Origin of the sequence: Streptomyces sp. NPDC000075, from assembly GCF_040301925.1 — a bacterium.
GTDB classification, from domain to species: domain Bacteria; phylum Actinomycetota; class Actinomycetes; order Streptomycetales; family Streptomycetaceae; genus Streptomyces; species Streptomyces polychromogenes.
Genome location: NZ_JBEPFL010000007.1, coordinates 92,837 through 112,267 on the forward strand (window position 1 = coordinate 92,837; position 19,431 = coordinate 112,267).

Consider the following 19,431-nt stretch of genomic DNA (forward strand, 5'->3'; position numbering starts at 1 on the left):
ATGCGCAGGAACACTCCGGTACGCCGCTTCCTGACCTCGTCCGCGGTCTGTGCCGCCGGAGGCCTCATGCTGCTGCCCGCCCCCGCGATCGCGCGGCCGGCGGCGCCCGGCACCCCGGCGGGACCGGTCCAGGGCGTCTTCCAGATCGTCAACCTCCAGACCGACAAGTGCGCCACCGTCGCCGGCGGCACCTCGATCGACAACAACATGCCGCTGGTGCAGTTCGACTGCGACGCGGACCGCTCGCGCCGCTGGCTCATCACCAACTGGGACGGCGAGTCCTACCAGATCGTCAACCGCAAGACGGCGAAGTGCATGACCGTGGCGGGTGGGACCTCCACCGAGAACAACCTGAAGCTCGTCCAGTTCGACTGCGACTCGCACCCCTCGCGCCGCTGGCGCCTCGCCAACTGGGACGGCGAGTCCTACCAGATCGTCAACCAGCAGACCGACAAGTGCGCCACCGTCGCCGGGGGCACCGTCAGCGACAACAACCGCGAACTCGTCCAGTTCACCTGCGACACGCACCCCTCGCGCCGCTGGACCCTGCAGCCCTCGGGCTGAACGCACCCGGACGCACGAGTGCCCTCCCGGCGGACCGGGAGGGCACTCCGCGCTGACGGGCGGCGGGGCCGCCGGCCCCGTGAGGGTCAGTTGTGGCTGTGCAGGACCTCGTTGAGGCCGCCCCAGTTCGCCTTGTACGGGCGGGCCTCGACGGCGCCGGTGACCGAGTTGCGGCGGAAGAGGATGTTGTCGGCGCCGGAGAGCTCCAGGGCCTTGACCACCTGGCCGTCCGGCAGGGTCACCCGGGTGCCGGCGGTGACGTAGAGGCCGGCCTCGACGACGCACTCGTCGCCGAGCGCGATGCCGATGCCCGCCTCGGCGCCGATCAGGGTGCGCTCGCCGATCGAGATGATCTGCTTGCCGCCGCCCGAGAGGGTGCCCATGGTGGACGCGCCGCCGCCGATGTCGGAGCCGTCGCCGACGACGACGCCCGCGGAGATGCGGCCCTCGACCATGGAGGTGCCCAGGGTGCCGGCGTTGAAGTTGACGAAGCCCTCGTGCATGACGGTGGTGCCCTCGGCCAGGTGCGCGCCGAGGCGGACGCGGTCCGCGTCGGCGATGCGCACGCCCTTGGGGGCGACGTAGTCGGTCATGCGGGGGAACTTGTCGATCGAGGTGACCTGGAGGTGCAGGCCCTCGGCGCGCGCGTTCAGCCGGACGGTCTCGACCTGGTCGACGGCGACCGGGCCCAGCGAGGTCCAGGCGACGTTGGCGAGGAGGCCGAAGACGCCGTCCAGGTTCTGGCCGTGCGGCTTGACCAGGCGGTGGCTGAGCAGGTGCAGGCGCAGGTACGCGTCGTGCGCGTCGAGCGGCTTGTCCTCCAGGGAGGCGATCACGGTGCGGACGGCTACGACCTCGACACCGCGGACCGCGTCCGAGCGCAGGGCCTTGGCCGCGGCGGCGCCGAGGAGCTCCACGGCCTGCTCGGCGGTGAGGCGCTCGGTGCCGGCCGGGCCGGGCTCGGCGGAGAGCTCGGGGGCGGGGAACCAGGTGTCGAGGACGGTGCCGTCGGCGGCGAGTGTGGCAAGTCCGGCGGCGACGGCGCCGGTGGTACGCGTAGCAGTCATGCCAGAAACCTAACCGGCGACGGGCCGCGGCCGCGAACCGGTCTCATGTGCCGGGCGCGGCCCGTGTCGCCCCACCCCGTCCCCGGTGGCCCCGGCCGACGCCCCGTCCGGCGCCCCGGACGCGTCCCCGCCGCCGCCCGGGCGTTCGTCCGGGGCCACCGCGGCCGCCCGGCCCTGCCGCATCGACAGCCGGATCAGCACCGCCCCCGCTCCGGCGGCCAGCGCCGCGCACAGCGGCCACAGCAGCCAGGGCGCGGCCGCGTACAGGGCCCCGCCGGCGGGCGGGGCGAGGACGGTCCCGCTGACGGAAACCCCGGCGTACAGGCTCTGGAACCGTCCGACGGCGTGCTCCGGGGCCTGGTCGGCGACGTAAGCGGTGGCGGTGGTCTTGTAGAGGATCTCGCCGAGGCTGACGAGCACCATCATGGCGACGGCGGTGGCCGCGCCCGCGCCGGCGAGCAGCGCCGCGTACCCGGCGCCGACCAGCACCAGTCCGCTGCCGATCACCGCCAGCGGCGGCCGGGCCCGCAGGGCGACGGCGGCGGGCAGCTCCAGCAGCAGGATGACGGCCCCGTTGACGGCGATGGCCAGGCCGAAGGCGCGGACGTCGAGGCCGTGGTCGGCGAGGAAGACGGGGAAGGTGAAGTACTGCTGGCGGTAGACCGTGTCCGCGACGAGGATCGCGCCGAGCAGTACGAGCACCGCGGGCCGTGCCCGCAGTTCGGCCCACACCCCGCCGCGGCCCCGACCCCCGTCCGGGGCCGCGGCGGGGGTGCGGGCCGCGCCGCGCGCCGGGACGACGCGGGCGGTCCAGAGGGCGAAGAAGAGGGTGCCGAGGCCGTCCGCGAGGAAGAGCCAGTCGTACGAGAGCCCCGCCGCGACCAGGGCCCCGAGCGGCGGGCCGAGGGTGAAGCCGCCGTTGGACACGCACCGCACGACGGCGAAGGCCTGCCGGCGGGCGCCCTCGGGGACGGTCACGGCGACCAGCGCGGAGTTGGCCGCCCGCACCACGCCGTTCGCGTACTGGGCCAGCGGCAGCGCCGCGTACAGCAGCGGCGTGGGCAGCGGCGGCAGGGTCATCAGGGTCAGCCCGCCGAGCGCGGAGGCCGCGAGCAGGACCCGGCGGTGGCCGAAGCGGTCGCCGTACCAGCCGCCGGTGAAGTTGCCGGCGACCAGGCCGATGCCGCCGATGCCGGTGACGACGCCGGCCTGGGCGGCGCCCAGGCCGCGCGGGCCGGTCAGGTAGAGGAAGACGAAGACGAACGTGAAGCTGACGACGGCGTTGACGAACACCCCCGCAGCCAGCAGCCACACGACCCTCGGTACGTCCTTGAACCCCTGCAGCACACCCGTGTCCCCCTCATCGCGACCGAGTAAGTTCCTTTTGGGAACGGACTATGTCAGCATGACAGCCTGGGGTCAACGGACAAAGGAGTTCCCATGGCCCAGCGCACGCACCTCGGCGACGCGGACTGCTCCATCGCCCAGGCCCTCGACGTCGTGGGCGACTGGTGGACGCTGCTGATCGTGCGCGACACCGCGCGCGGGCTGTACCGGTTCGAGGAGCTCCAGCGGGAGCTGGGGGTGTCCCGGAAGGTGCTCGCCGAGCGGCTGAAGCTGCTGGTCGAGGCCGGGGTGCTGACGCGCGAGCCGTACCAGGAGCGCCCGGTGCGGCACGAGTACCGGCTGACCCCGCGCGGGCGGGGGCTGCTGCCGGTCCTGGTGGCCCTCCAGGACTGGGGTGACACCTGGGTCCTGGGAGAGGGAGAGATGACCGCCACCACCGAGGAGTCCTCGAAGGAGGCCGCACGGGTCCACGCGCTGCGCGGTACCCGGCTGCCCGGGCTGCTGCTGCCGGACCGGTCCGGCGAGCTCCGCGACCCGGTGGCGGACACCCCGTTCACCGTCCTGTACTGCTTCCCCGGCGCGTACGCCCGCGCCGAGTCCTACCCGCCCGGCTGGGGCGGGATCCCGGGCGCGAGGGGGTGCACGCTGGAGTCCTGCACCTTCCGCGACCAGCTCGCGGAGTTCACGGCGGCCGGCGCCACCGTGCACGGGGTCTCGACTCAGCGGCCGGACGAGCAGCGGGAGTTCGCGGAGGCCGAGCGGCTGCGGTTCCCGCTCCTGTCGGACGCGGACCTCGGCCTGGTCACGGCCCTGCGGCTGCCGACGTTCCGCGCGGCGGGGGTGAGCCGGATCAAGCGGCTGACGCTGGTGCTGGACCGGGAGCGGGTGGTGCGGGAGGTGTTCTACCCGGTCCGGGACATCGAGGCGAGCGTGGCCGCGGCGCTGGCGGCGGTGCGGGCGGCGGCGAGCTCCGCCTAGGCGGGGCGCAGTACCCGGCCGAGGAGGTCCCGGGCGTATGCGGCGTCGTACGGGGTGTCGGTCAGCAGGGTCTGGAGGCTGATGCCGTCCATCACCGCCACCAGCGCCCGCGCCGTCAGCGGATCCGTGTGGTCCGCCAGCGCCGCGACGACGGCCCCGCACCACTCGGCGGCGACCGGCCGCAGCGCGGGCCGGCGCAGGGCCTCCAGGTAGAGCTCGTACTCCAGCTCCGCCCGCCCCCGGCCGGCGGTCAGCAGCTCCCCCAGCAGGCGGGCCAGCGCCCCCGCGAGGTCCTCGCCCGCGCGCGGCACCAGCGCGGGCGCGCACGCCTCGTTCGCCTGCCGCAGGGCCGCCACCAGCAGCTCGTCCAGGGTCTTGAAGTGGTACGTCGTCGAGCCCAGCGGTACGTCCGCCTCCGCCGCCACGCTGCGGTGGCTCAGCCCGGCGATCCCCTTGGCCCCGACCACCCGGATCGCGGCGTCGATGATCCGCTGCCGGCGGTCGGGGTCGTAACGCCGTACCGGCGCGGCCATCAGTGGCTCGCCCCGCCCAGGTTGAGCAGGACCACCCCGGCGATGACCAGCGCGATCCCGGCGATCTTCGCGGCGGTGGCGGCCTCTCCCAGGAACACCATGCCGATCGCGGCGATGGCGGCGGTGCCGACCCCGGCCCAGATCGCGTACGCCGTGCCCACCGACATCGACTTGAGGGTCTGGGCGAGCAGGGTGAAGGCGATGGCGTAGCCCAGCAGGGTGCCCAGCGAGGGCCACAGCCGGGTGAAGCCCTCGCTGTACTTCATGGCGGTGGTGCCCGCGACCTCGGAGGCTATGGCCAGGGCGAGCAGTACGTACGGCATGCGTGCGACTGTACGCATCGATGCGTACACATGTACACACGCAGACCCCGGGACACCGGCGCGCAACGGAGCTACGGTGTCCCCACGCAGGTGACAGGGGGCCGCTCATGGCGATGCATCATGGGACCCATCCGGGCGGCGGCTGGCTGCCCCCGGGACGGCCCGGGCCCGGAGTGGTGCCCCTGCGGCCGCTGGGCACCTCGGACATCCTCGGCGGCGCCCTCGCCGCCCTGCGCCGCTACGGCGGCCCGCTGTGCGGCGCGCTGCTGCTGGGCCAGCTGATGGCCGGGCTGCTGGTCACCGCGGCGGCCGGAGCGGCCACGCTGGCCTCGCTCAGCCCGAGGTCGGGCAGCCGGGTCTTCGTCTGGACCCTGTTCCCGGCGGCGGGGCTGTTCCTGCTGTTCACCTGCGCGCTGGCCACCGCCCTGATCGCCGCCCTGCTGCGCCCGGCGGTGCTCGGCCGCCCCGTGACCGCGCCGGGGCTGCTGCTCGCCGCACTGCCCCGCACCCCGGCCGTACTCGGCGCCCAGCTGCTGGCCCTGCTGCTCGCGGCCGGGCCCCTCGCGGTCCTGCTCGCGCTGGGCGTGCCGCCCCTGGCGGTGCTCCCCCTGACCCCGGTCGCGCTGTGGCTCGGGGTGCTGTCCTCGCTGGCGCCGACCGCCGCCGGATACGAGCGGCTCGGGCCGGTGGCGGCCCTGCGCCGCTCGGCGCACCTGGTGCGCGGAGCGTGGTGGCGGGCGCTGGCGGTGACCGCCCCGGCGGTGGTGTTCACCGGGGCGGCCGGGTACGGACTGCTGCTGTGGTTCGGGCTGCCGGGGGCGCTGTCGGCGCTGGTGCTGCTGCCGGCCTTCCCGCAGCTGCCGGCCGGCCTGCTCTACGTGGACCGGCGGATCCGCCGCGAGCACCTCGCCGAGGCCTTCGCGGCGGACGCCTGATCAGCAGGCGGGTCAGTTCAGCGTGAACCAGGCCGCACGGGACTTCTTGAACTCCGGGTGCGTGAGGTCCTTGGCCTCGACGCCGTCCCCGTAGAGGTCGGCGGAGCCGCTGTCGGTGATCAGCTGGACGCGTGCGCCCGGCGCGGACAGGTCCGGGACCTCGACGATGGCCTCCCAGCCGCCCGGGTCGGTGGTCGGCAGGTCGGCCCGCTTGACCGGGGCGTGTCCGGCGATCCCGTCCCACTGGTAGAGCGCGTAGGGATCGGAGTTGTCGTCGGCGGCCCAGGAACCGGCCAGGATCAGGTACTGGTCCTGCGCGTTCTTGCGGATGTCGCGGACCGACAGCCCGCCGAGGTCCAGCTCGATCGCGGAACCGAAGGTCGCCGCCGACCCGTTGGAGAGGACCTGGTCGAAGTTGGTGACCGGCACCAGCAGCGCCTTGCCGCCCGGGACGGCCGGGGCGAGCGGGGCGCGGAAGCCGACGTAGGCGGTGGTGGTGGAGCCGGGGGCGAACTCCAGGCCCTCCACGTTGAACCCGTCGATCTGCTTGGGCGCCTGGCCCGCCGCCGTGCCGGCCGCGAAGCCGTAGTGGTCGCCGTGCGCCCGGTCCCAGGCGACGAGGTCCTCGCGCAGGTGCTTGTACGAGCGCCCGTACGCGAGCTGCGTGGCGGCGCCGGAGCCGCTGACGGTGGTGGTGAACACCGTGTTGCGGGGCGCCTTGTACTCGCCGTCCTTGTTGTTGCCGAGCGAGCCCGTCCAGTAGACGGTGTCGCCGATCCGGGTGGCGCCCTCGATGTCCACCTCCTTGGTGACCCCGAGCTGGGAGCTGAAGTCCCAGGTGCGCACGGGGGCGTCGGAGCGGGAACGGTCGTACAGGCGCAGCACGTTGTTCTCGTCGTCGGCGACCACGGTGAAGCCGCCGCCCACGTCCACGGCGGCCGAGGAGTCCGAGGCGCCGCTGAAGTAGCGGGCGTCGGCGGGGTTCTGGACGGCGGCGGAGGCGGCGTAGGAGAGGGTCTTGGTGGCGGTCTTGCCGCCGAGCCCGGTGACCTTGATCGTCAGGGTGGTGTAGCCGCGGCCGTGCGCGGTGACCGCCAGCTGCCGCACGGCCCCGGTGCCGGTGACCGTGACGTCGCCGGTGCCGGCGACGGAGGCCTTGGTGGAGGCGGAGGCGCTGACGGTCAGGGCGGAGACGTCGGCGCCGCTCTGCCCGACGGTGACGTTGACGGTCTGGTCGCCGACCCCGGCCACCGACCCCGACAGGTAGCCGGCGGACAGCGAGATGGTGGGGGTCCCGTAGGTGACCGCGTGCGCGGGCATGACCGTCGCGGCGACGATCAGTGCGGCGGTTCCCGCGGCGCCCGCGATACCGAGCTGCTTCTTCAAGGTGGGGTCCTCTCCCTCACGGCGGCGTCACACCGTGACGACCGTCGAGAAGATTCGGCCACCCTGGCCAACTCCCGGTGCACACCGGCCGTCGGCCGGAAGAACCCGGAAGAACGGGCAGGGCCCGCGAAAGCGGGGAGGGCCCCCGGCACGACCGTGCCGGGGGCCCTCCTGCGACCGCGTGGGTCAGACGTTGAAGCCGAGCGCGCGCAGCTGCTCACGGCCGTCGTCCGTGATCTTGTCCGGGCCCCACGGCGGCATCCAGACCCAGTTGATGCGGAGCTCGTTGACGATGCCCTCCGTCGCCGACTTCGCCTGGTCCTCGATGACGTCCGTCAGCGGGCAGGCCGCCGAGGTCAGGGTCATGTCGAGGGTGGCGATGTTCGCGTCGTCGATGTGGATGCCGTAGATCAGGCCCAGGTTGACGACGTCGATGCCCAGCTCGGGGTCGACCACGTCGTAGAGGGCCTCGCGGACCTCCTCCTCGGTGGCCGGCTTGATCGACGCCTCGGGCGTCGCGTTCTCGGTCATGCCGTCTTCCTCTCCGCGTCGCCCAGCACCTGGGCGGTCGCGTCCTTCCACGCCATCCAGCTCAGCAGAGCACACTTCACACGCGCCGGATACTTGGAGACACCGGCGAACGCGACCGCGTCCTCCAGCACCTCCTCCATCTCCTCGTCCGGCTCGATCTTGCCCTTGGACTGCATCAGCTCCAGGAACACGCCCTGGATCTTCTGCGCCTCGGGCAGCTTCTTGCCGACGAGCAGCTCGTTCAGCACGGACGCGCTGGCCTGGCTGATGGAGCAGCCCTGGCCCTCGTAGGAGACGTCCGTGAGCGTCTCGCCGTCGTACTTCACGCGGAGCGTGATCTCGTCGCCGCACGTCGGGTTGACGTGGTGCACCTCGGCGTCACCGTCGCGCAGGCCGCGCCCGTGCGGGTGCTTGTAGTGGTCCAGGATCAGTTCCTGGTACATCGAATCCAGCTTCACAGCGTCCTCGTCCTCATCGCCTTCGTCAGCCGAAGAAGTTCCGTACGTGCTCCAGCCCGTCGATCAGCGCGTCGACGTCGGCGGGAGAGGAGTACAGGTAGAAAGACGCCCGCGTGGTCGCGGGAATTCCGTAGCGCAGGCAGACCGGGCGCGCGCAGTGGTGTCCCACGCGGACCGCGATGCCCTGCTCGTCCAGGACCTGGCCCACGTCGTGCGGGTGGATGTCACCGAGCGTGAACGAGATCGCCGCGCCGCGGTCCTCGGCCGTGGTGGGGCCGATGATGCGCAGGTCGGGAACCTCCTGGAGGCGCTTGACCGCGTACTCGGTGATCGCGTGCTCGTGCGCGGCGATCTTGTCCATGCCGATCGAGGTGAGGTAGTCCACGGCCGCGCCGAGGCCGACGGCCTGGGCGATCGGGGGCGTACCCGCCTCGAACTTGTGGGGAGCCGGGGCGTACGTCGACGAGTGCATCGAGACGGTCTCGATCATCTCGCCGCCGCCGAGGAACGGGGGCAGGTCCTCCAGGAGCTCCTGGCGGCCCCACAGGACGCCGATGCCGGTCGGGCCGCACATCTTGTGGCCGGTGAAGGCCACGAAGTCGGCGCCGAGCGCCTGTACGTCCAGCGGCATGTGCGGAGCGGCCTGCGAGGCGTCGATCAGCACCAGCGCGCCGACCTCCTGCGCCCGCCGGACGATCGCCTCGACCGGGTTGACCGTGCCCAGGATGTTGGAGACCAGGGTGAAGGAGACGATCTTCGTCTTCTCCGTGATGACCTCTTCGATGTTGGACAGGTCGAGCCGGCCGTCGTCGGTGAGGCCGAACCACTTCAGCTTCGCGCCCGTGCGCTGCGCGAGCAGCTGCCACGGCACGATGTTGGAGTGGTGCTCCATCTCCGTGATGGCGATCTCGGTGTCGCGGTCGACCCGGTAGGGCTCGTCGGCCCAGCCGAGCATGTTCGCGACCAGGTTGAGCGACTCCGAGGCGTTCTTGGTGAAGATCACCTCGTCGCGGCTCGGCGCGTTGATGAAGGCGGCGACCTTGTCGCGGGCGCCCTCGTACAGTGCCGTGGCCTCCTCGGCGAGCACGTGCACGCCACGGTGGACGTTGGCGTTGTGCCGCTCGTAGTAGGCGTTCAGCGCGTCGAGCACCTGGCGCGGCTTCTGCGAGGTCGCCGCGTTGTCCAGGTAAACGATCTTCTTCCCGTCGTGGACCACACGATCCAGCAGGGGGAAGTCCTTGCGGATCGCCTCGGTGTCGAGGAGGCCAGGCAGCTGTGTCACGCGGTCGCGCCACCCTTCACGTACTTGTCGTAGCCCTCGTTCTCGAGCTGGTCGGCGAGCTCGGCGCCGCCGGACTCGGCGATGCGGCCGTTCGCGAACACGTGCACGAAGTCGGGCTTGATGTAGCGCAGGATGCGCGTGTAGTGGGTGATCAGCAGGGTGCCGACCTCGCCGGTCTCGCGGACGCGGTTGACGCCCTCGGAGACGATGCGCAGGGCGTCGACGTCGAGGCCGGAGTCGGTCTCGTCGAGGATCGCGATCTTCGGCTTGAGGAGCTCCAGCTGGAGGATCTCGTGGCGCTTCTTCTCACCGCCGGAGAAGCCCTCGTTGACGTTGCGCTCGGCGAAGGCCGGGTCCATCTGGAGCTGCTCCATGGCGGACTTGACCTCCTTCACCCAGGTGCGCAGCTTGGGGGCCTCGCCGCGGATGGCGGTGGCGGAGGTGCGCAGGAAGTTGGAGACCGAGACGCCGGGGACCTCGACCGGGTACTGCATGGCGAGGAAGACGCCGGCGCGGGCGCGCTCGTCGACGGACATCTCCAGGACGTCCTCGCCGTCGAGGGTCACGGTGCCACCGGTGATGGTGTACTTCGGGTGACCGGCGAGCGAGTACGCCAGGGTGGACTTGCCGGAGCCGTTGGGGCCCATGATGGCGTGCGTCTCACCCTGCTTGACCGTCAGGTCGACACCCTTGAGGATCTCGCGGGCGCCGTTCTCGGCCTCGACGGAGACGTGCAGGTCGTGGATTTCAAGCGTAGCCATGGGTACCTCAGGACTCCTGGGTGAGGGAGACGAGCACGTCGTCCCCTTCGATCTTTACGGGGTAAACGGGGACGGGGCGCGTCGCGGGCAGACCGGAGGGCTTGCCGGTGCGCAGGTCGAAGGCCGACCCGTGCAGCCAGCACTCGATCATGCAGTCCTCGACCTCACCCTCCGAGAGCGAGACGTTCGCGTGCGAGCAGATGTCGTTGATCGCGAACACCTCCCCCTCGGTGGAGACGATGGACACCGGCGTGCCGTCGAGTTCCACCCGCTTGGGGGTGTTCTCCTCCAGCTCGCTCAGCGCGCAGGCCTTGACGTACGTCATCAGACGGCCGCCGCCAGTTCGGCCTCGATCTTCGCGATGAGGCGCTCCTCGATGTCCGCGACACCGATCTGCTGGACGAGCTCGGCGAAGAAGCCGCGCACGACCAGGCGGCGGGCCTCGTCGGCCGGGATACCACGGGCCTGGAGGTAGAAGAGCTGCTCGTCGTCGAAGCGGCCGGTGGCCGAGGCGTGGCCGGCGCCGACGATCTCGCCCGTCTCGATCTCCAGGTTCGGCACCGAGTCGACGCGCGCGCCGTCCGTCAGGACGAGGTTGCGGTTCATCTCGTAGGTGTCGGTGCCCTCGGCGGACTTCTCGATGAGGACGTCGCCGATCCAGACCGCGTGGGCGTCCTGGCCCTGGAGCGCACCCTTGTAGACCACGTTGGACTTGCAGTGCGGGGCGTCGTGCGTGACCAGGAGGCGGTGCTCCTGGTGCTGGCCGGCGTCCGTGAAGTACAGGCCGAGCATCTCGGCCTCGCCGCCGGGGCCCGCGTAGGTGACGCGCGGGTGCAGGCGGACGAGGTCGCCGCCGAAGGTCACGACGACGGACTTGAAGCTCGCGTCGCGGCCGATGAGGGCGTTGTGCTGCGAGGTGTGGACCGCGGTGTCGTCCCAGTCCTGGACGGACACGAAGGTCACCTTGGCGCCGTCGCCGACGAGGATGTCGACGTTGGCGGCGCGCACGCCGTCACCGGTGTGGTCGATCACGATGATCGCCTCGGCGAAGGGCTTGATGTCGAAGACGGTGTGCCCGAAGGTCGTGCCGCCCTCGCCGTGCAGGGCGACCCGGATGGGCTCGGCGAGCACGGTCTCCTTGGGCACGGTGACAACCGTGGCCTTGGCGAACGAGGAGAAGGCCTGGGCGGCGACGCGGTCGACGGGGGTGCCGGCCTTGCCGATCCGCTCGTCGTCGCGCTCGACGGACTCGACCGTGACGCCCTCGGGGGCGTCGATCTGGGCCTTCATGGTTCCGTTGGCGACCGCGGTGCCGTCGTGCAGGCCCTTGAGGCGGGCCAGCGGGGTGAACCGCCACTCCTCCTCGCGGCCGTGCGGGACCGGGAAGTCGGCCACGTCGAAGGACGGGGGCGCGCTCATCCGGGTGGCGACGGTGGACTCGGCGGCCACCGCGATCGCGCCGGCGGTCGTGGAACCCGCGGATGGGGGTGCCCCCACTCGAGCGGAGCCGAGAGTGGGGGAGTTCTGAGCCTCAGCCATGGCTGTCGTTCTGCTCTCTTCCTGCGTCAAAGAATGTGCTGCGGAGGGGACGGGACGGCCGGTGCTTAACCGACCGAGCCCTCCATCTGCAGCTCGATCAGCCGGTTCAGCTCCAGCGCGTACTCCATCGGCAGCTCCTTGGCGATCGGCTCGACGAAGCCGCGCACGATCATGGCCATGGCCTCGAACTCGGTGAGGCCGCGCTGCATCAGGTAGAAGAGCTGGTCGTCGGAGACCTTGGAGACGGTGGCCTCGTGGCCCATCGTCACGTCGTCCTCGCGGACGTCGACGTAGGGGTAGGTGTCCGAACGGGAGATGGTGTCGACCAGGAGCGCGTCGCACAGCACGTTGGACTTGGAGCCCGAGGCGCCCTCGCCGATCTCCACCAGGCCGCGGTAGGAGGTGCGGCCGCCGCCGCGCGCCACCGACTTGGAGACGATGTTCGAGGAGGTGTTCGGCGCCATGTGGACCATCTTGGAGCCGGCGTCCTGGTGCTGGCCCTCGCCCGCGAAGGCGATGGACAGGGTCTCGCCCTTGGCGTGCTCGCCCATCAGGTAGACGGCCGGGTACTTCATGGTGACCTTGGAACCGATGTTGCCGTCGATCCACTCCATGGTCGCGCCCTCGTACGCCACGGCGCGCTTGGTGACCAGGTTGTAGACGTTGTTCGACCAGTTCTGGATGGTCGTGTAGCGGCAGCGGCCGCCCTTCTTGACGATGATCTCGACGACGGCGCTGTGCAGCGAGTCCGAGGAGTAGATCGGGGCGGTACAGCCCTCGACGTAGTGGACGTAGGCGTCCTCGTCGACGATGATCAGCGTCCGCTCGAACTGGCCCATGTTCTCCGTGTTGATGCGGAAGTAGGCCTGGAGCGGGATGTCCACGTGGACACCCTTGGGGACGTAGATGAAGGAGCCGCCCGACCACACGGCGGTGTTCAGCGAGGCGAACTTGTTGTCGCCCACCGGGATGACCGTGCCGAAGTACTCCTGGAAGAGCTCCGGGTGCTCCTTGAGCGCGGTGTCGGTGTCGAGGAAGATGACGCCCTGCTGCTCCAGGTCCTCGCGGATCTGGTGGTAGACGACCTCGGACTCGTACTGGGCCGCGACACCGGCGACGAGGCGCTGCTTCTCCGCCTCGGGGATGCCGAGCTTGTCGTACGTGTTCTTGATGTCCTCCGGCAGGTCCTCCCAGGACTCGGCCTGCTTTTCGGTGGACCGGACGAAGTACTTGATGTTGTCGAAGTCGATGCCCGACAGGTCGGAGCCCCACTTCGGCATGGGCTTCTTGCCGAACAGCTTGAGGCCCTTGAGGCGGAGGTTCAGCATCCACTCCGGCTCGGACTTCTTCGCCGAGATGTCGCGGACGACGTCCTCGGACAGACCCCGCTTGGCAGCGGCGCCGGCCGCGTCGGAGTCGGCCCAGCCGTACTCGTAGTTGCCCAGACCCTCGAGCTCAGGGTGAGCAGTCTCCGTGGTCATGCGGGGTTCCTCCCGGCCGTACTTGCAGATGCTGATGTGTCGTGCTGTGCCGCGCTTCGCGGGATGAACGTGGTGCACACCCCGTCGCCGTGGGCGATCGTGGCGAGGCGCTGCACGTGCGTCCCGAGCAGGCGGGAGAAGACCTCGGTCTCCGCCTCGCAGAGCTGCGGAAACTGCTCGGCGACGTGTGCGACCGGGCAGTGGTGCTGACAGAGCTGTTCACCGCTGTGCGGACCGGGAGCGCTCTTCGCCGTAGCAGCGTACCCGTCCGCGGTCAACGCCTTCGCGAGGGCCTCGGTGCGGTCCGCGGGTGCGGCCGCCTCGACGGCCTCCCGGTAGGTCTCCGCCTGTGAGGCCATCCTCGCGCGGGCGAAGGCGGCGACGGCCGCCTCGCCCTTCTCCCCGCCGCCGACGGACTGCGCGATCCAGCGCAGGGCGTCCGCGGCGAGCGTGTCGTAGGACTGGTCGAAGGCGTCGCGCCCGCAGTCGGTGAGCGCGAAGACCTTCGCCGGCCGGCCCCGGGTGCGTGCGCCGTACACACGCTGCTCACGGGGTGCGACCACGTCGTCGGCGACGAGCGTGTCGAGGTGGCGGCGGACGGCGGCCTGGGTGAGGCCGAGACGCTGCGCGAGGTCGGCGACGGTGGAGGGACCGTGGTCCAGGATGGACCTCGCGACCCGGTTGCGGGTTGACCGCTCCCCGGTCGCGAGTTCCCCCTGGGGGGCCTCGCTCATCCGTTCGCCGTATTTCACAACGCCATTGTTGCGTAATTACCGGAGCCCCGACAAGCCGTGACCGACGCCACTGCTGGTGTCCTCCATCACTAAGGGTTACCTAATTTATCGACGGAGAGTTATTCGGAAGGGGACGTTCCGTCTATCGCGGGACCCTTGCGGCCCCCGCGCGCAAGGCCTCCGACCAGCGGGCCTCCAGTGGTTCTCCGGTCCCGGCGGGTAAAGCCGGAGGGGGCGAAAAGATCACCGAAAGCTTCCGGCCGTCCGGGGACGGCGCACGGAAAACCCGTTCCGAAAAGACCCGGCCGGCCCCCGCGGCGTCCCGCCACCCCAGGGCCCGGGCGCCCTTCCGGGGCTCCGTAGACTCGTTGCCCATGAGCAACGACCCCGCCGTGGAGATCCGCGGACTGGTGAAGCGGTACGGATCGAAGACGGCGGTCGACGGCCTGGACCTGACCGTCCCCGCCGCCGCGGTCACCGCGGTCCTGGGCCCCAACGGCGCGGGCAAGACCACCACGATCGAGACCTGCGAGGGCTACCGCCGCCCCGACGCGGGCACCGTCCGCGTCCTCGGCCTGGACCCGGCCGCCGACGCCGGGGCCCTGCGCCCCCGCGTCGGCGTGATGCTCCAGTCCGGCGGGATCTACTCCGGCGCCCGCGCCGTCGAGATGCTGCGCCACATGGCGGCCCTGTACGCCGACCCGCTCGACGTCGACGCCCTGGTCGAGCGGCTCGGCCTCGGCGGCTGCGGCCGCACCCCCTACCGCCGGCTCTCCGGCGGCCAGCAGCAGCGCCTGTCCCTGGCCATGGCCGTCGTCGGCCGCCCCGAGCTGGTCTTCCTGGACGAGCCCACCGCCGGCCTCGACCCGCAGGCCCGCCGCGCGACCTGGGACCTCGTACGGGAGCTGCGCGCCGACGGGGTCTGCGTCGTCCTCACCACCCACCACATGGACGAGGCCGAGCAGCTCGCCGACGAGGTCGCCATCGTGGACGCGGGCAGGGTCATCGCCCACGGCAGCCCCGAGCGGCTGTGCCGCGGCGGCGCCGAGAACACCCTGCGCTTCTCCGGCCGCCCCGCCCTCGACCTCGCCTCCCTCCTGAAGGCCCTGCCCGACGGCACCCAGGCGGCCGAGCTCACCCCCGGCGCCTACCGGGTCACCGGCGAGGTGGACCCCCAGCTGCTGGCCACCGTCACCTCCTGGTGCGCCCAGCACGGGGTGATGCCCAGCAGCCTCACGGTGGAGCGGCACACCCTCGAAGACGTCTTCCTCGAACTGACCGGTAAGGAGCTGCGCGCATGAGCGCCGGCACGTTCACCCCCCGGCCCGGGGCCGCGCCCGTCTCCCGGATGATCCGGGCGCAGACCGCGCTGGAGACCCGGATGCTGCTGCGCAACGGGGAGCAGCTGCTGCTGACGGTGATCATCCCGGCGCTGCTGCTGACCCTGTTCTCCGTCGTCGACATCGTCGACACGGGTGCGGGGAAGTCCGTGGACTTCCTGGCGCCGGGCGTCCTGGCACTCGCGGTGATGTCCACCGCCTTCACCGGGCAGGCCATCGCGACCGGCTTCGACCGCCGCTACGGGGTGCTGAAGCGGCTCGGGGCCTCCCCGCTGCCGCGCTGGGGGCTGATGGCCGCCAAGACCCTGTCGGTGCTGGTCACCGAGGTGCTCCAGGTCGCCCTGCTGTCGTTGATCGCCCTCGCGCTGGGCTGGTCCCCGCACGGGAACCCGCTCTCGGTCGCCGCGCTGCTCCTGCTGGGCACCGCCGCCTTCTCCGGGCTCGGCCTGCTGATGGCGGGCACCCTCAAGGCCGAGGTGACCCTGGCCGCCGCCAACCTGGTGTTCCTGCTGCTGCTGGTCGGCGGCGGGGTGATCGTGCCGCTGGAGAAGTTCCCCGGCGCGGTGCGGGACGCCCTCTCGCTGCTGCCCGTCTCGGCGCTGTCCGACGGGCTGCGCGAGGTGCTCCAGCACGGGGCCGCGCTGCCCTGGGGCGACGTGGCGGTGCTGGCCGGCTGGGCGGTCCTGGGGCTGGGCGCGGCCGCGAAGTGGTTCCGCTGGGAGTAGGCACCGCCACGGCCGTGACGTGACACGGCTCTCCGTCCGGCCCGCCCGCCGGCGGGAGTGAATCGCGGCCGCCGGACGTTGGGCGGGCGGGAGGCCGACCACCTCCACGAACAGCGGAATCGGCGACGCCGGGGGACGACGGGCATGGGGCAGCGAGAGGCCGTACTGCGGCTGGACGGGCAGTGGGCACGGATCCGGTCGGGGGACGCTCAGGCGGAGCCCGGCGAGGCCGAGCGGCTCCTCGGCGAGCTGATCGGGGCGCTGCGCGAGCCCGCCCGGACCGACCCCGAGTGCGCGGCCCGGCTGGGGCTGCGCCTGGGTGACCTCGCCGCGCGCCGGTTCGCCGCCGGGGACCGCGCGGGGGCGCTCGCCGCCATCGAGGAGGGCCTGCGCCACGCCCAGCAGGCCGCCGGGCACTCCCCCGAGTACGCCCGCTGGTACGCCCGGGGCCTGATCAACCAGGGGGTCTGGCTGGCCTGGCCGCTGAGCGACGCCGCCCGGCTGCCCCGGCACCCGCTCGGCGAGGGCGCCGAGGAGGGCCCCAGCGCCATGGAGCGGGCCGCCGGAGAGCGGGCCCGTGACCTGACCCGGGCCGCCGTCGAGGTGTGGGCCGGGCTCGACCAGCACGACCCCGTCAACCGGCGCGGGCTCGCGCAGGCCAAGGTGTTCCTCGGGGACCGCCTCGCGGAGCTGGGCTTCGCCGCCGACGCCGTCGCCTGGGCGGTGGACGCCGAGGGCGGGTTCCGGCGGCTGCTGCTCGCCTCCCCCGGGCCCGAGGAGGCCCAGGAGGCGGAGGAGGCACTGGACCACATCGGCCGCCAGCTGGAGCTGCGGCTACGCTACCTGTCCTTCGACTCCCTGGCCGGCCTGCGCGCGGACGGGCTGCTGCCCGAGCGGCTGCTGCCGCAGGCGGTGGTGGCCGCCCGGATCCAGGGCGTGCCCGAGGAGACGGTCGCCGCCCGGCTGGGGCTGGACGCCGAGCAGGTCGCCACCATGCTGGAGGTCACCCCCTGGCGCGCCGTGTGGCGCGTCGAGGTGCGCGGCGCCGACGGGCTGTGGGCCGTGCAGCCCGCCCCCTGGCAGGGCTCCGCGGAGGTGCGGCAGCGCACGGCCGAGGAGGTGGGCGCGGAGGTGGTGCGGGGGTTCATGGAGTCCCCGCAGTACCCCGGTGACTCCGCCCTGTGGCGGGTGCGGCTGTGGTGGCACGAGGTGGGCGACCCGGCCGGGGCCCGGTTCCGCCTGGTCGTCGGGCCCGACGCACCCGCACCCACCCCCTCGTGAAAGTTTGCACAAAGCGGCGCATACGATAGGCGCCGTGTTGAACCCATTCGCATACCTCGCCGCCCGCTGGACCCCGTCACCCCGGATCGTCCAGCGTGCCGCCGGGATCGCGGTCCTGATGAGCGTGCTCATCGTCGTCACCGGCGGCGCGGTGCGGCTGACCGGCTCCGGCCTCGGCTGCGACACCTGGCCCAAGTGCACGGACGACAGCCTGATCGTCACCCAGGCGCAGGGCTTCCACGGTGCCGTCGAGTTCGGCAACCGGATGCTCACGTACGTGCTCTGCGCGGCCGTGGGAGGCGTGATCCTCACGGCCCGTTCCGCCAAGCCGTGGCGGCGCTCCCTGACGAAGCTCGGCTGGACCCAGTTCGCCCTCGTCATGGGCAACGCCGTCCTCGGCGGCATCACCGTGCTGACGGGCCTGAACCCGTACAGCGTGGCCGGGCACTTCCTGCTGGCGACCAGCCTGCTGGCCGTCACCACGATCACCTGGCAGCGCACCCGTGAGGGTGACGGCGCCCCCCGGCCCCGCGTGCCGGGTCCCGTCCGCAAGCTCTCGTGGGCCCTGATCGCCACCACCCTGGTGCTGATCGCGGCGGGCACCGTCGTGACCGGCTCCGGGCCGCACGCCGGTGACAAGAGCGAGATCAAGCGGATGCCGTTCGACTGGGCGGCCACCGCCCACGTCCACGCGATCTCCGCGTGGCTGGTGTGCGCGCTGGGCGTCGCGATGTGGCTGGTGCTGCGGGTGGTCGACGCCCCCGCCGACACCCGGGCGCGCGCCCGCGACCTGCTGGTCGTACTGCTCGCCCAGGGCGCCGTCGGCTACGTGCAGTTCTTCACCTCGCTGCCCGAGGTGCTGGTCGCCGCCCACATGCTCGGCTCCTGCCTGGTGTGGATCTGCGTACTGCGCGTGGCCCTGAGCCTGCGCGAGCGCTCCGACGAACCGGCCGGGACCCCGGCCCGCGAGGACGCCGCGCTCTCGGCGGTCTGATCCAGGGGGTTCAACGCCCGCCCCCTTCGCCGAGCCGGTACACGCGGCGGGCGTTGCCCGCCGCGAGCATCGCCGCGACCCGGTCCGCGTCCCCGCGCGACCAGGACCCGTCCGCGACCCAGCCGCCCAGGACGCGGCCCAGCGCCTCGCGGAACACCAGGGCCGCGGTCGCGTGCAGCTCGGGCAGGCCTCGGCCGCCGCTGGAGAACAGCAGCTTCCCGAACGGCGCGAGCTCCAGCAGCTCGGCCAGGACGGCGGCGGCCCGCGCCCCCGCCGGCGCCAGGGCCGGCCCGAGGTCGGCGTGGACGTGCGGGTACCGCGCCGCGAGCCGTGCCGTGTGCCGGTGGTGCGGGTACCCCCCGAGCAGGACGAGCCGCGTCCCGAGCCCCGCCGTGGCCCGGGCGAAGGCGGCCAGCGGCTCCGGCTCGGCCGCACCGGTGTGCAGCTGGAGCGGCAGCCCCGACAGCACGGCCGTCCACAGCAGGTGGCGCAGGAGTACGGGGTCCCGCAGCGGCCCTCCCCGGGCCCGCCCGGCCAGCCACCGTCCCGCCGCCCCGCGCACCTCGCCCGGGCCGGGCGGATACGGGGCTCCGGCCAGGGCGGCCGCGTATCCGGCCCGGGCCCCGCAGCCGAAGGCGACGGCCCCGGCGGCGGCGTGGTGGACGGCTCCGGAGAGCTCGGCGAGGAAGGCGGCGACCGTCCCGCAGGCGTCGGCGGCCCGTTCGGCCAGGGACTCCAGCCGGACCACCTCGAAGGCCTCGGCGTCGCCCGCGAGGGCCAGCTCCTTGGGGCCGCTGAGGTCCCCGGGGGCTCCCGTGTCGACGAGGTAGGCGCCCACCCCGGAGCCCCGCAGCAGCCGCCGCGCGCTCTCGGCGGCCCCGAGCTCGCGCCGCCGGGCCAGGTAACGGGCGGGCGCGCAGTGCGGCTCCAGGCCGAGCAGGGGCGGGCACCAGCGGCGTACGGCGAAGCCGGTCTGGGTGTCGAAGAAGGTGGTGCCGGCGGCGGGCGGGCCGGCCGAGTGGACCAGCTGGGCCTCGAAGGTGGCGAGCCCCAGCTCCGTACGGAGCACCCCGTGGCAGTGCTGGTCCACCAGGGGCGGCGTTTCGATCATCCGGGCATCCCGTTGCGGACGTGAGGAAGCGGCTTCCACACGTCCTAACGGGTGAGCGGGG

General features: G+C 72.5%; 21 protein-coding genes. 7 read left to right on the forward strand and 14 right to left on the reverse strand.

Annotated elements, in window-relative coordinates:
• On the forward strand, nucleotides 1–564 hold the full coding sequence (locus ABT403_RS11100; protein WP_344154539.1) for an RICIN domain-containing protein: 564 nt from the start codon (nucleotides 1–3) through the stop codon (nucleotides 562–564).
• An 86-nt stretch (nucleotides 565–650) separates the two neighbouring features.
• Here ABT403_RS11100 and dapD read toward each other — a convergent pair whose 3' ends face one another.
• Together dapD and ABT403_RS11110 are read right to left on the reverse strand one after the other, a co-directional pair.
• Nucleotides 651–1,631, reverse strand: coding sequence for a 2,3,4,5-tetrahydropyridine-2,6-dicarboxylate N-succinyltransferase (gene dapD, locus ABT403_RS11105; protein WP_344154537.1), 981 nt, complete (start codon nucleotides 1,629–1,631; stop codon nucleotides 651–653).
• 9 nt (nucleotides 1,632–1,640) lie between these two features.
• Nucleotides 1,641–2,975 carry an MFS transporter gene (locus ABT403_RS11110; RefSeq protein ID WP_344154903.1) on the reverse strand — a complete coding sequence of 445 codons (1,335 nt, stop codon included), beginning with the start codon at nucleotides 2,973–2,975 and terminating at the stop codon, nucleotides 1,641–1,643.
• 96 nt (nucleotides 2,976–3,071) lie between these two features.
• Here ABT403_RS11110 and ABT403_RS11115 point away from each other — a divergent pair, with 96 nt between their 5' ends.
• The gene (locus ABT403_RS11115; RefSeq protein WP_344154534.1) at nucleotides 3,072–3,956 is read left to right on the forward strand and encodes a winged helix-turn-helix transcriptional regulator; all 885 of its coding nucleotides are present in this window, start codon (nucleotides 3,072–3,074) and stop codon (nucleotides 3,954–3,956) included.
• Here ABT403_RS11115 and ABT403_RS11120 read toward each other — a convergent pair.
• Nucleotides 3,953–4,489: a TetR/AcrR family transcriptional regulator gene (locus ABT403_RS11120; protein WP_344154531.1), complete on the reverse strand. Its 537-nt coding sequence runs from the start codon at nucleotides 4,487–4,489 to the stop codon at nucleotides 3,953–3,955. The genes ABT403_RS11115 and ABT403_RS11120 overlap by 4 nt on opposite strands.
• Entirely contained in the window at nucleotides 4,489–4,812 is a 324-nt protein-coding gene (locus ABT403_RS11125) for a DMT family transporter (RefSeq protein ID WP_344154528.1), read from the reverse strand. The genes ABT403_RS11120 and ABT403_RS11125 overlap by 1 nt, the downstream gene beginning before the upstream one ends.
• A 107-nt stretch (nucleotides 4,813–4,919) precedes the next feature.
• Here ABT403_RS11125 and ABT403_RS11130 point away from each other — a divergent pair, with 107 nt between their 5' ends.
• Nucleotides 4,920–5,747, forward strand: a complete 828-nt coding sequence (locus tag ABT403_RS11130) for a hypothetical protein (protein ID WP_344154525.1) — start codon at nucleotides 4,920–4,922, stop codon at nucleotides 5,745–5,747.
• Between the two features lie 12 nt (nucleotides 5,748–5,759).
• Here ABT403_RS11130 and ABT403_RS11135 read toward each other — a convergent pair whose 3' ends face one another.
• The 9 genes from ABT403_RS11135 to ABT403_RS11175 all read right to left on the reverse strand — a co-directional run bounded on the left by ABT403_RS11135 (nucleotide 5,760) and on the right by ABT403_RS11175 (nucleotide 13,919).
• Nucleotides 5,760–7,067, reverse strand: coding sequence for a DUF3616 domain-containing protein (locus tag ABT403_RS11135; RefSeq protein ID WP_344154900.1), 1,308 nt, complete (start codon nucleotides 7,065–7,067; stop codon nucleotides 5,760–5,762).
• 252 nt (nucleotides 7,068–7,319) lie between these two features.
• Nucleotides 7,320–7,664 (reverse strand): metal-sulfur cluster assembly factor, encoded by a 345-nt coding sequence (locus tag ABT403_RS11140; RefSeq protein ID WP_007263433.1) that lies wholly within the window; start codon nucleotides 7,662–7,664, stop codon nucleotides 7,320–7,322.
• On the reverse strand, nucleotides 7,661–8,122 hold the full coding sequence (gene sufU / locus ABT403_RS11145; protein WP_344154520.1) for a Fe-S cluster assembly sulfur transfer protein SufU: 462 nt from the start codon (nucleotides 8,120–8,122) through the stop codon (nucleotides 7,661–7,663). Before sufU ends, ABT403_RS11140 begins: the two co-directional genes overlap by 4 nt.
• 25 nt (nucleotides 8,123–8,147) lie before the next feature.
• Nucleotides 8,148–9,404 carry a cysteine desulfurase gene (locus ABT403_RS11150; RefSeq protein WP_344154517.1) on the reverse strand — a complete coding sequence of 419 codons (1,257 nt, stop codon included), beginning with the start codon at nucleotides 9,402–9,404 and terminating at the stop codon, nucleotides 8,148–8,150.
• Nucleotides 9,401–10,165, reverse strand: a complete 765-nt coding sequence (sufC, locus tag ABT403_RS11155; protein WP_030846240.1) for a Fe-S cluster assembly ATPase SufC — start codon at nucleotides 10,163–10,165, stop codon at nucleotides 9,401–9,403. Before sufC ends, ABT403_RS11150 begins: the two co-directional genes overlap by 4 nt.
• A gap of 7 nt (nucleotides 10,166–10,172) precedes the next feature.
• The gene (locus ABT403_RS11160) at nucleotides 10,173–10,490 is read right to left on the reverse strand and encodes a bifunctional 3-phenylpropionate/cinnamic acid dioxygenase ferredoxin subunit (protein WP_042820167.1); all 318 of its coding nucleotides are present in this window, start codon (nucleotides 10,488–10,490) and stop codon (nucleotides 10,173–10,175) included.
• The gene (sufD, locus tag ABT403_RS11165) at nucleotides 10,490–11,704 is read right to left on the reverse strand and encodes a Fe-S cluster assembly protein SufD (protein ID WP_344154509.1); all 1,215 of its coding nucleotides are present in this window, start codon (nucleotides 11,702–11,704) and stop codon (nucleotides 10,490–10,492) included. The genes ABT403_RS11160 and sufD overlap by 1 nt, the downstream gene beginning before the upstream one ends.
• Before the next feature lie 65 nt (nucleotides 11,705–11,769).
• Entirely contained in the window at nucleotides 11,770–13,185 is a 1,416-nt protein-coding gene (gene sufB / locus ABT403_RS11170) for a Fe-S cluster assembly protein SufB (protein WP_344154506.1), read from the reverse strand.
• A complete protein-coding gene (locus tag ABT403_RS11175) occupies nucleotides 13,182–13,919 on the reverse strand; it encodes a helix-turn-helix transcriptional regulator (protein WP_344154503.1) in 738 nt (245 codons plus the stop codon). Before ABT403_RS11175 ends, sufB begins: the two co-directional genes overlap by 4 nt.
• 374 nt (nucleotides 13,920–14,293) lie before the next feature.
• Here ABT403_RS11175 and ABT403_RS11180 point away from each other — a divergent pair, with 374 nt between their 5' ends.
• From ABT403_RS11180 to ABT403_RS11195, 4 genes are all read left to right on the forward strand, one after another.
• Nucleotides 14,294–15,220 carry an ABC transporter ATP-binding protein gene (locus ABT403_RS11180; RefSeq protein WP_344154500.1) on the forward strand — a complete coding sequence of 309 codons (927 nt, stop codon included), beginning with the start codon at nucleotides 14,294–14,296 and terminating at the stop codon, nucleotides 15,218–15,220.
• The gene (locus tag ABT403_RS11185) at nucleotides 15,217–15,984 is read left to right on the forward strand and encodes an ABC transporter permease (protein WP_344154497.1); all 768 of its coding nucleotides are present in this window, start codon (nucleotides 15,217–15,219) and stop codon (nucleotides 15,982–15,984) included. Before ABT403_RS11180 ends, ABT403_RS11185 begins: the two co-directional genes overlap by 4 nt.
• Before the next feature lie 144 nt (nucleotides 15,985–16,128).
• A complete protein-coding gene (locus ABT403_RS11190) occupies nucleotides 16,129–17,265 on the forward strand; it encodes a hypothetical protein (protein WP_344154494.1) in 1,137 nt (378 codons plus the stop codon).
• Between the two features lie 4 nt (nucleotides 17,266–17,269).
• A complete protein-coding gene (locus ABT403_RS11195) occupies nucleotides 17,270–18,259 on the forward strand; it encodes a COX15/CtaA family protein (protein WP_344154491.1) in 990 nt (329 codons plus the stop codon).
• A gap of 10 nt (nucleotides 18,260–18,269) precedes the next feature.
• Here the strand turns inward: ABT403_RS11195 and ABT403_RS11200 are convergent, their stop codons facing one another.
• Entirely contained in the window at nucleotides 18,270–19,370 is a 1,101-nt protein-coding gene (locus ABT403_RS11200) for an amidohydrolase family protein (RefSeq protein ID WP_344154489.1), read from the reverse strand.
• Nucleotides 19,371–19,431 lie beyond the last annotated feature (61 nt).

Bases quoted from the DNA above. Each gene is read 5' to 3' on its own strand.
- ABT403_RS11100 (WP_344154539.1), top strand. From the start codon at position 1: ATGCGCAGGAACACTCCGGTACGCCGCTTCCTGACCTCGTCCGCGGTC.
- dapD (WP_344154537.1), bottom strand. From the start codon at position 1,631: ATGACTGCTACGCGTACCACCGGCGCCGTCGCCGCCGGACTTGCCACA.
- ABT403_RS11115 (WP_344154534.1), top strand. From the start codon at position 3,072: ATGGCCCAGCGCACGCACCTCGGCGACGCGGACTGCTCCATCGCCCAG.
- ABT403_RS11120 (WP_344154531.1), bottom strand. From the start codon at position 4,489: ATGGCCGCGCCGGTACGGCGTTACGACCCCGACCGCCGGCAGCGGATC.
- ABT403_RS11125 (WP_344154528.1), bottom strand. From the start codon at position 4,812: ATGCCGTACGTACTGCTCGCCCTGGCCATAGCCTCCGAGGTCGCGGGC.
- ABT403_RS11130 (WP_344154525.1), top strand. From the start codon at position 4,920: ATGGCGATGCATCATGGGACCCATCCGGGCGGCGGCTGGCTGCCCCCG.
- ABT403_RS11135 (WP_344154900.1), bottom strand. From the start codon at position 7,067: ATGCCCGCGCACGCGGTCACCTACGGGACCCCCACCATCTCGCTGTCC.
- ABT403_RS11140 (WP_007263433.1), bottom strand. From the start codon at position 7,664: ATGACCGAGAACGCGACGCCCGAGGCGTCGATCAAGCCGGCCACCGAG.
- sufC (WP_030846240.1), bottom strand. From the start codon at position 10,165: ATGGCTACGCTTGAAATCCACGACCTGCACGTCTCCGTCGAGGCCGAG.
- ABT403_RS11160 (WP_042820167.1), bottom strand. From the start codon at position 10,490: ATGACGTACGTCAAGGCCTGCGCGCTGAGCGAGCTGGAGGAGAACACC.
- sufD (WP_344154509.1), bottom strand. From the start codon at position 11,704: ATGGCTGAGGCTCAGAACTCCCCCACTCTCGGCTCCGCTCGAGTGGGG.
- sufB (WP_344154506.1), bottom strand. From the start codon at position 13,185: ATGACCACGGAGACTGCTCACCCTGAGCTCGAGGGTCTGGGCAACTAC.
- ABT403_RS11175 (WP_344154503.1), bottom strand. From the start codon at position 13,919: ATGAGCGAGGCCCCCCAGGGGGAACTCGCGACCGGGGAGCGGTCAACC.
- ABT403_RS11180 (WP_344154500.1), top strand. From the start codon at position 14,294: ATGAGCAACGACCCCGCCGTGGAGATCCGCGGACTGGTGAAGCGGTAC.
- ABT403_RS11185 (WP_344154497.1), top strand. From the start codon at position 15,217: ATGAGCGCCGGCACGTTCACCCCCCGGCCCGGGGCCGCGCCCGTCTCC.
- ABT403_RS11190 (WP_344154494.1), top strand. From the start codon at position 16,129: ATGGGGCAGCGAGAGGCCGTACTGCGGCTGGACGGGCAGTGGGCACGG.
- ABT403_RS11200 (WP_344154489.1), bottom strand. From the start codon at position 19,370: ATGATCGAAACGCCGCCCCTGGTGGACCAGCACTGCCACGGGGTGCTC.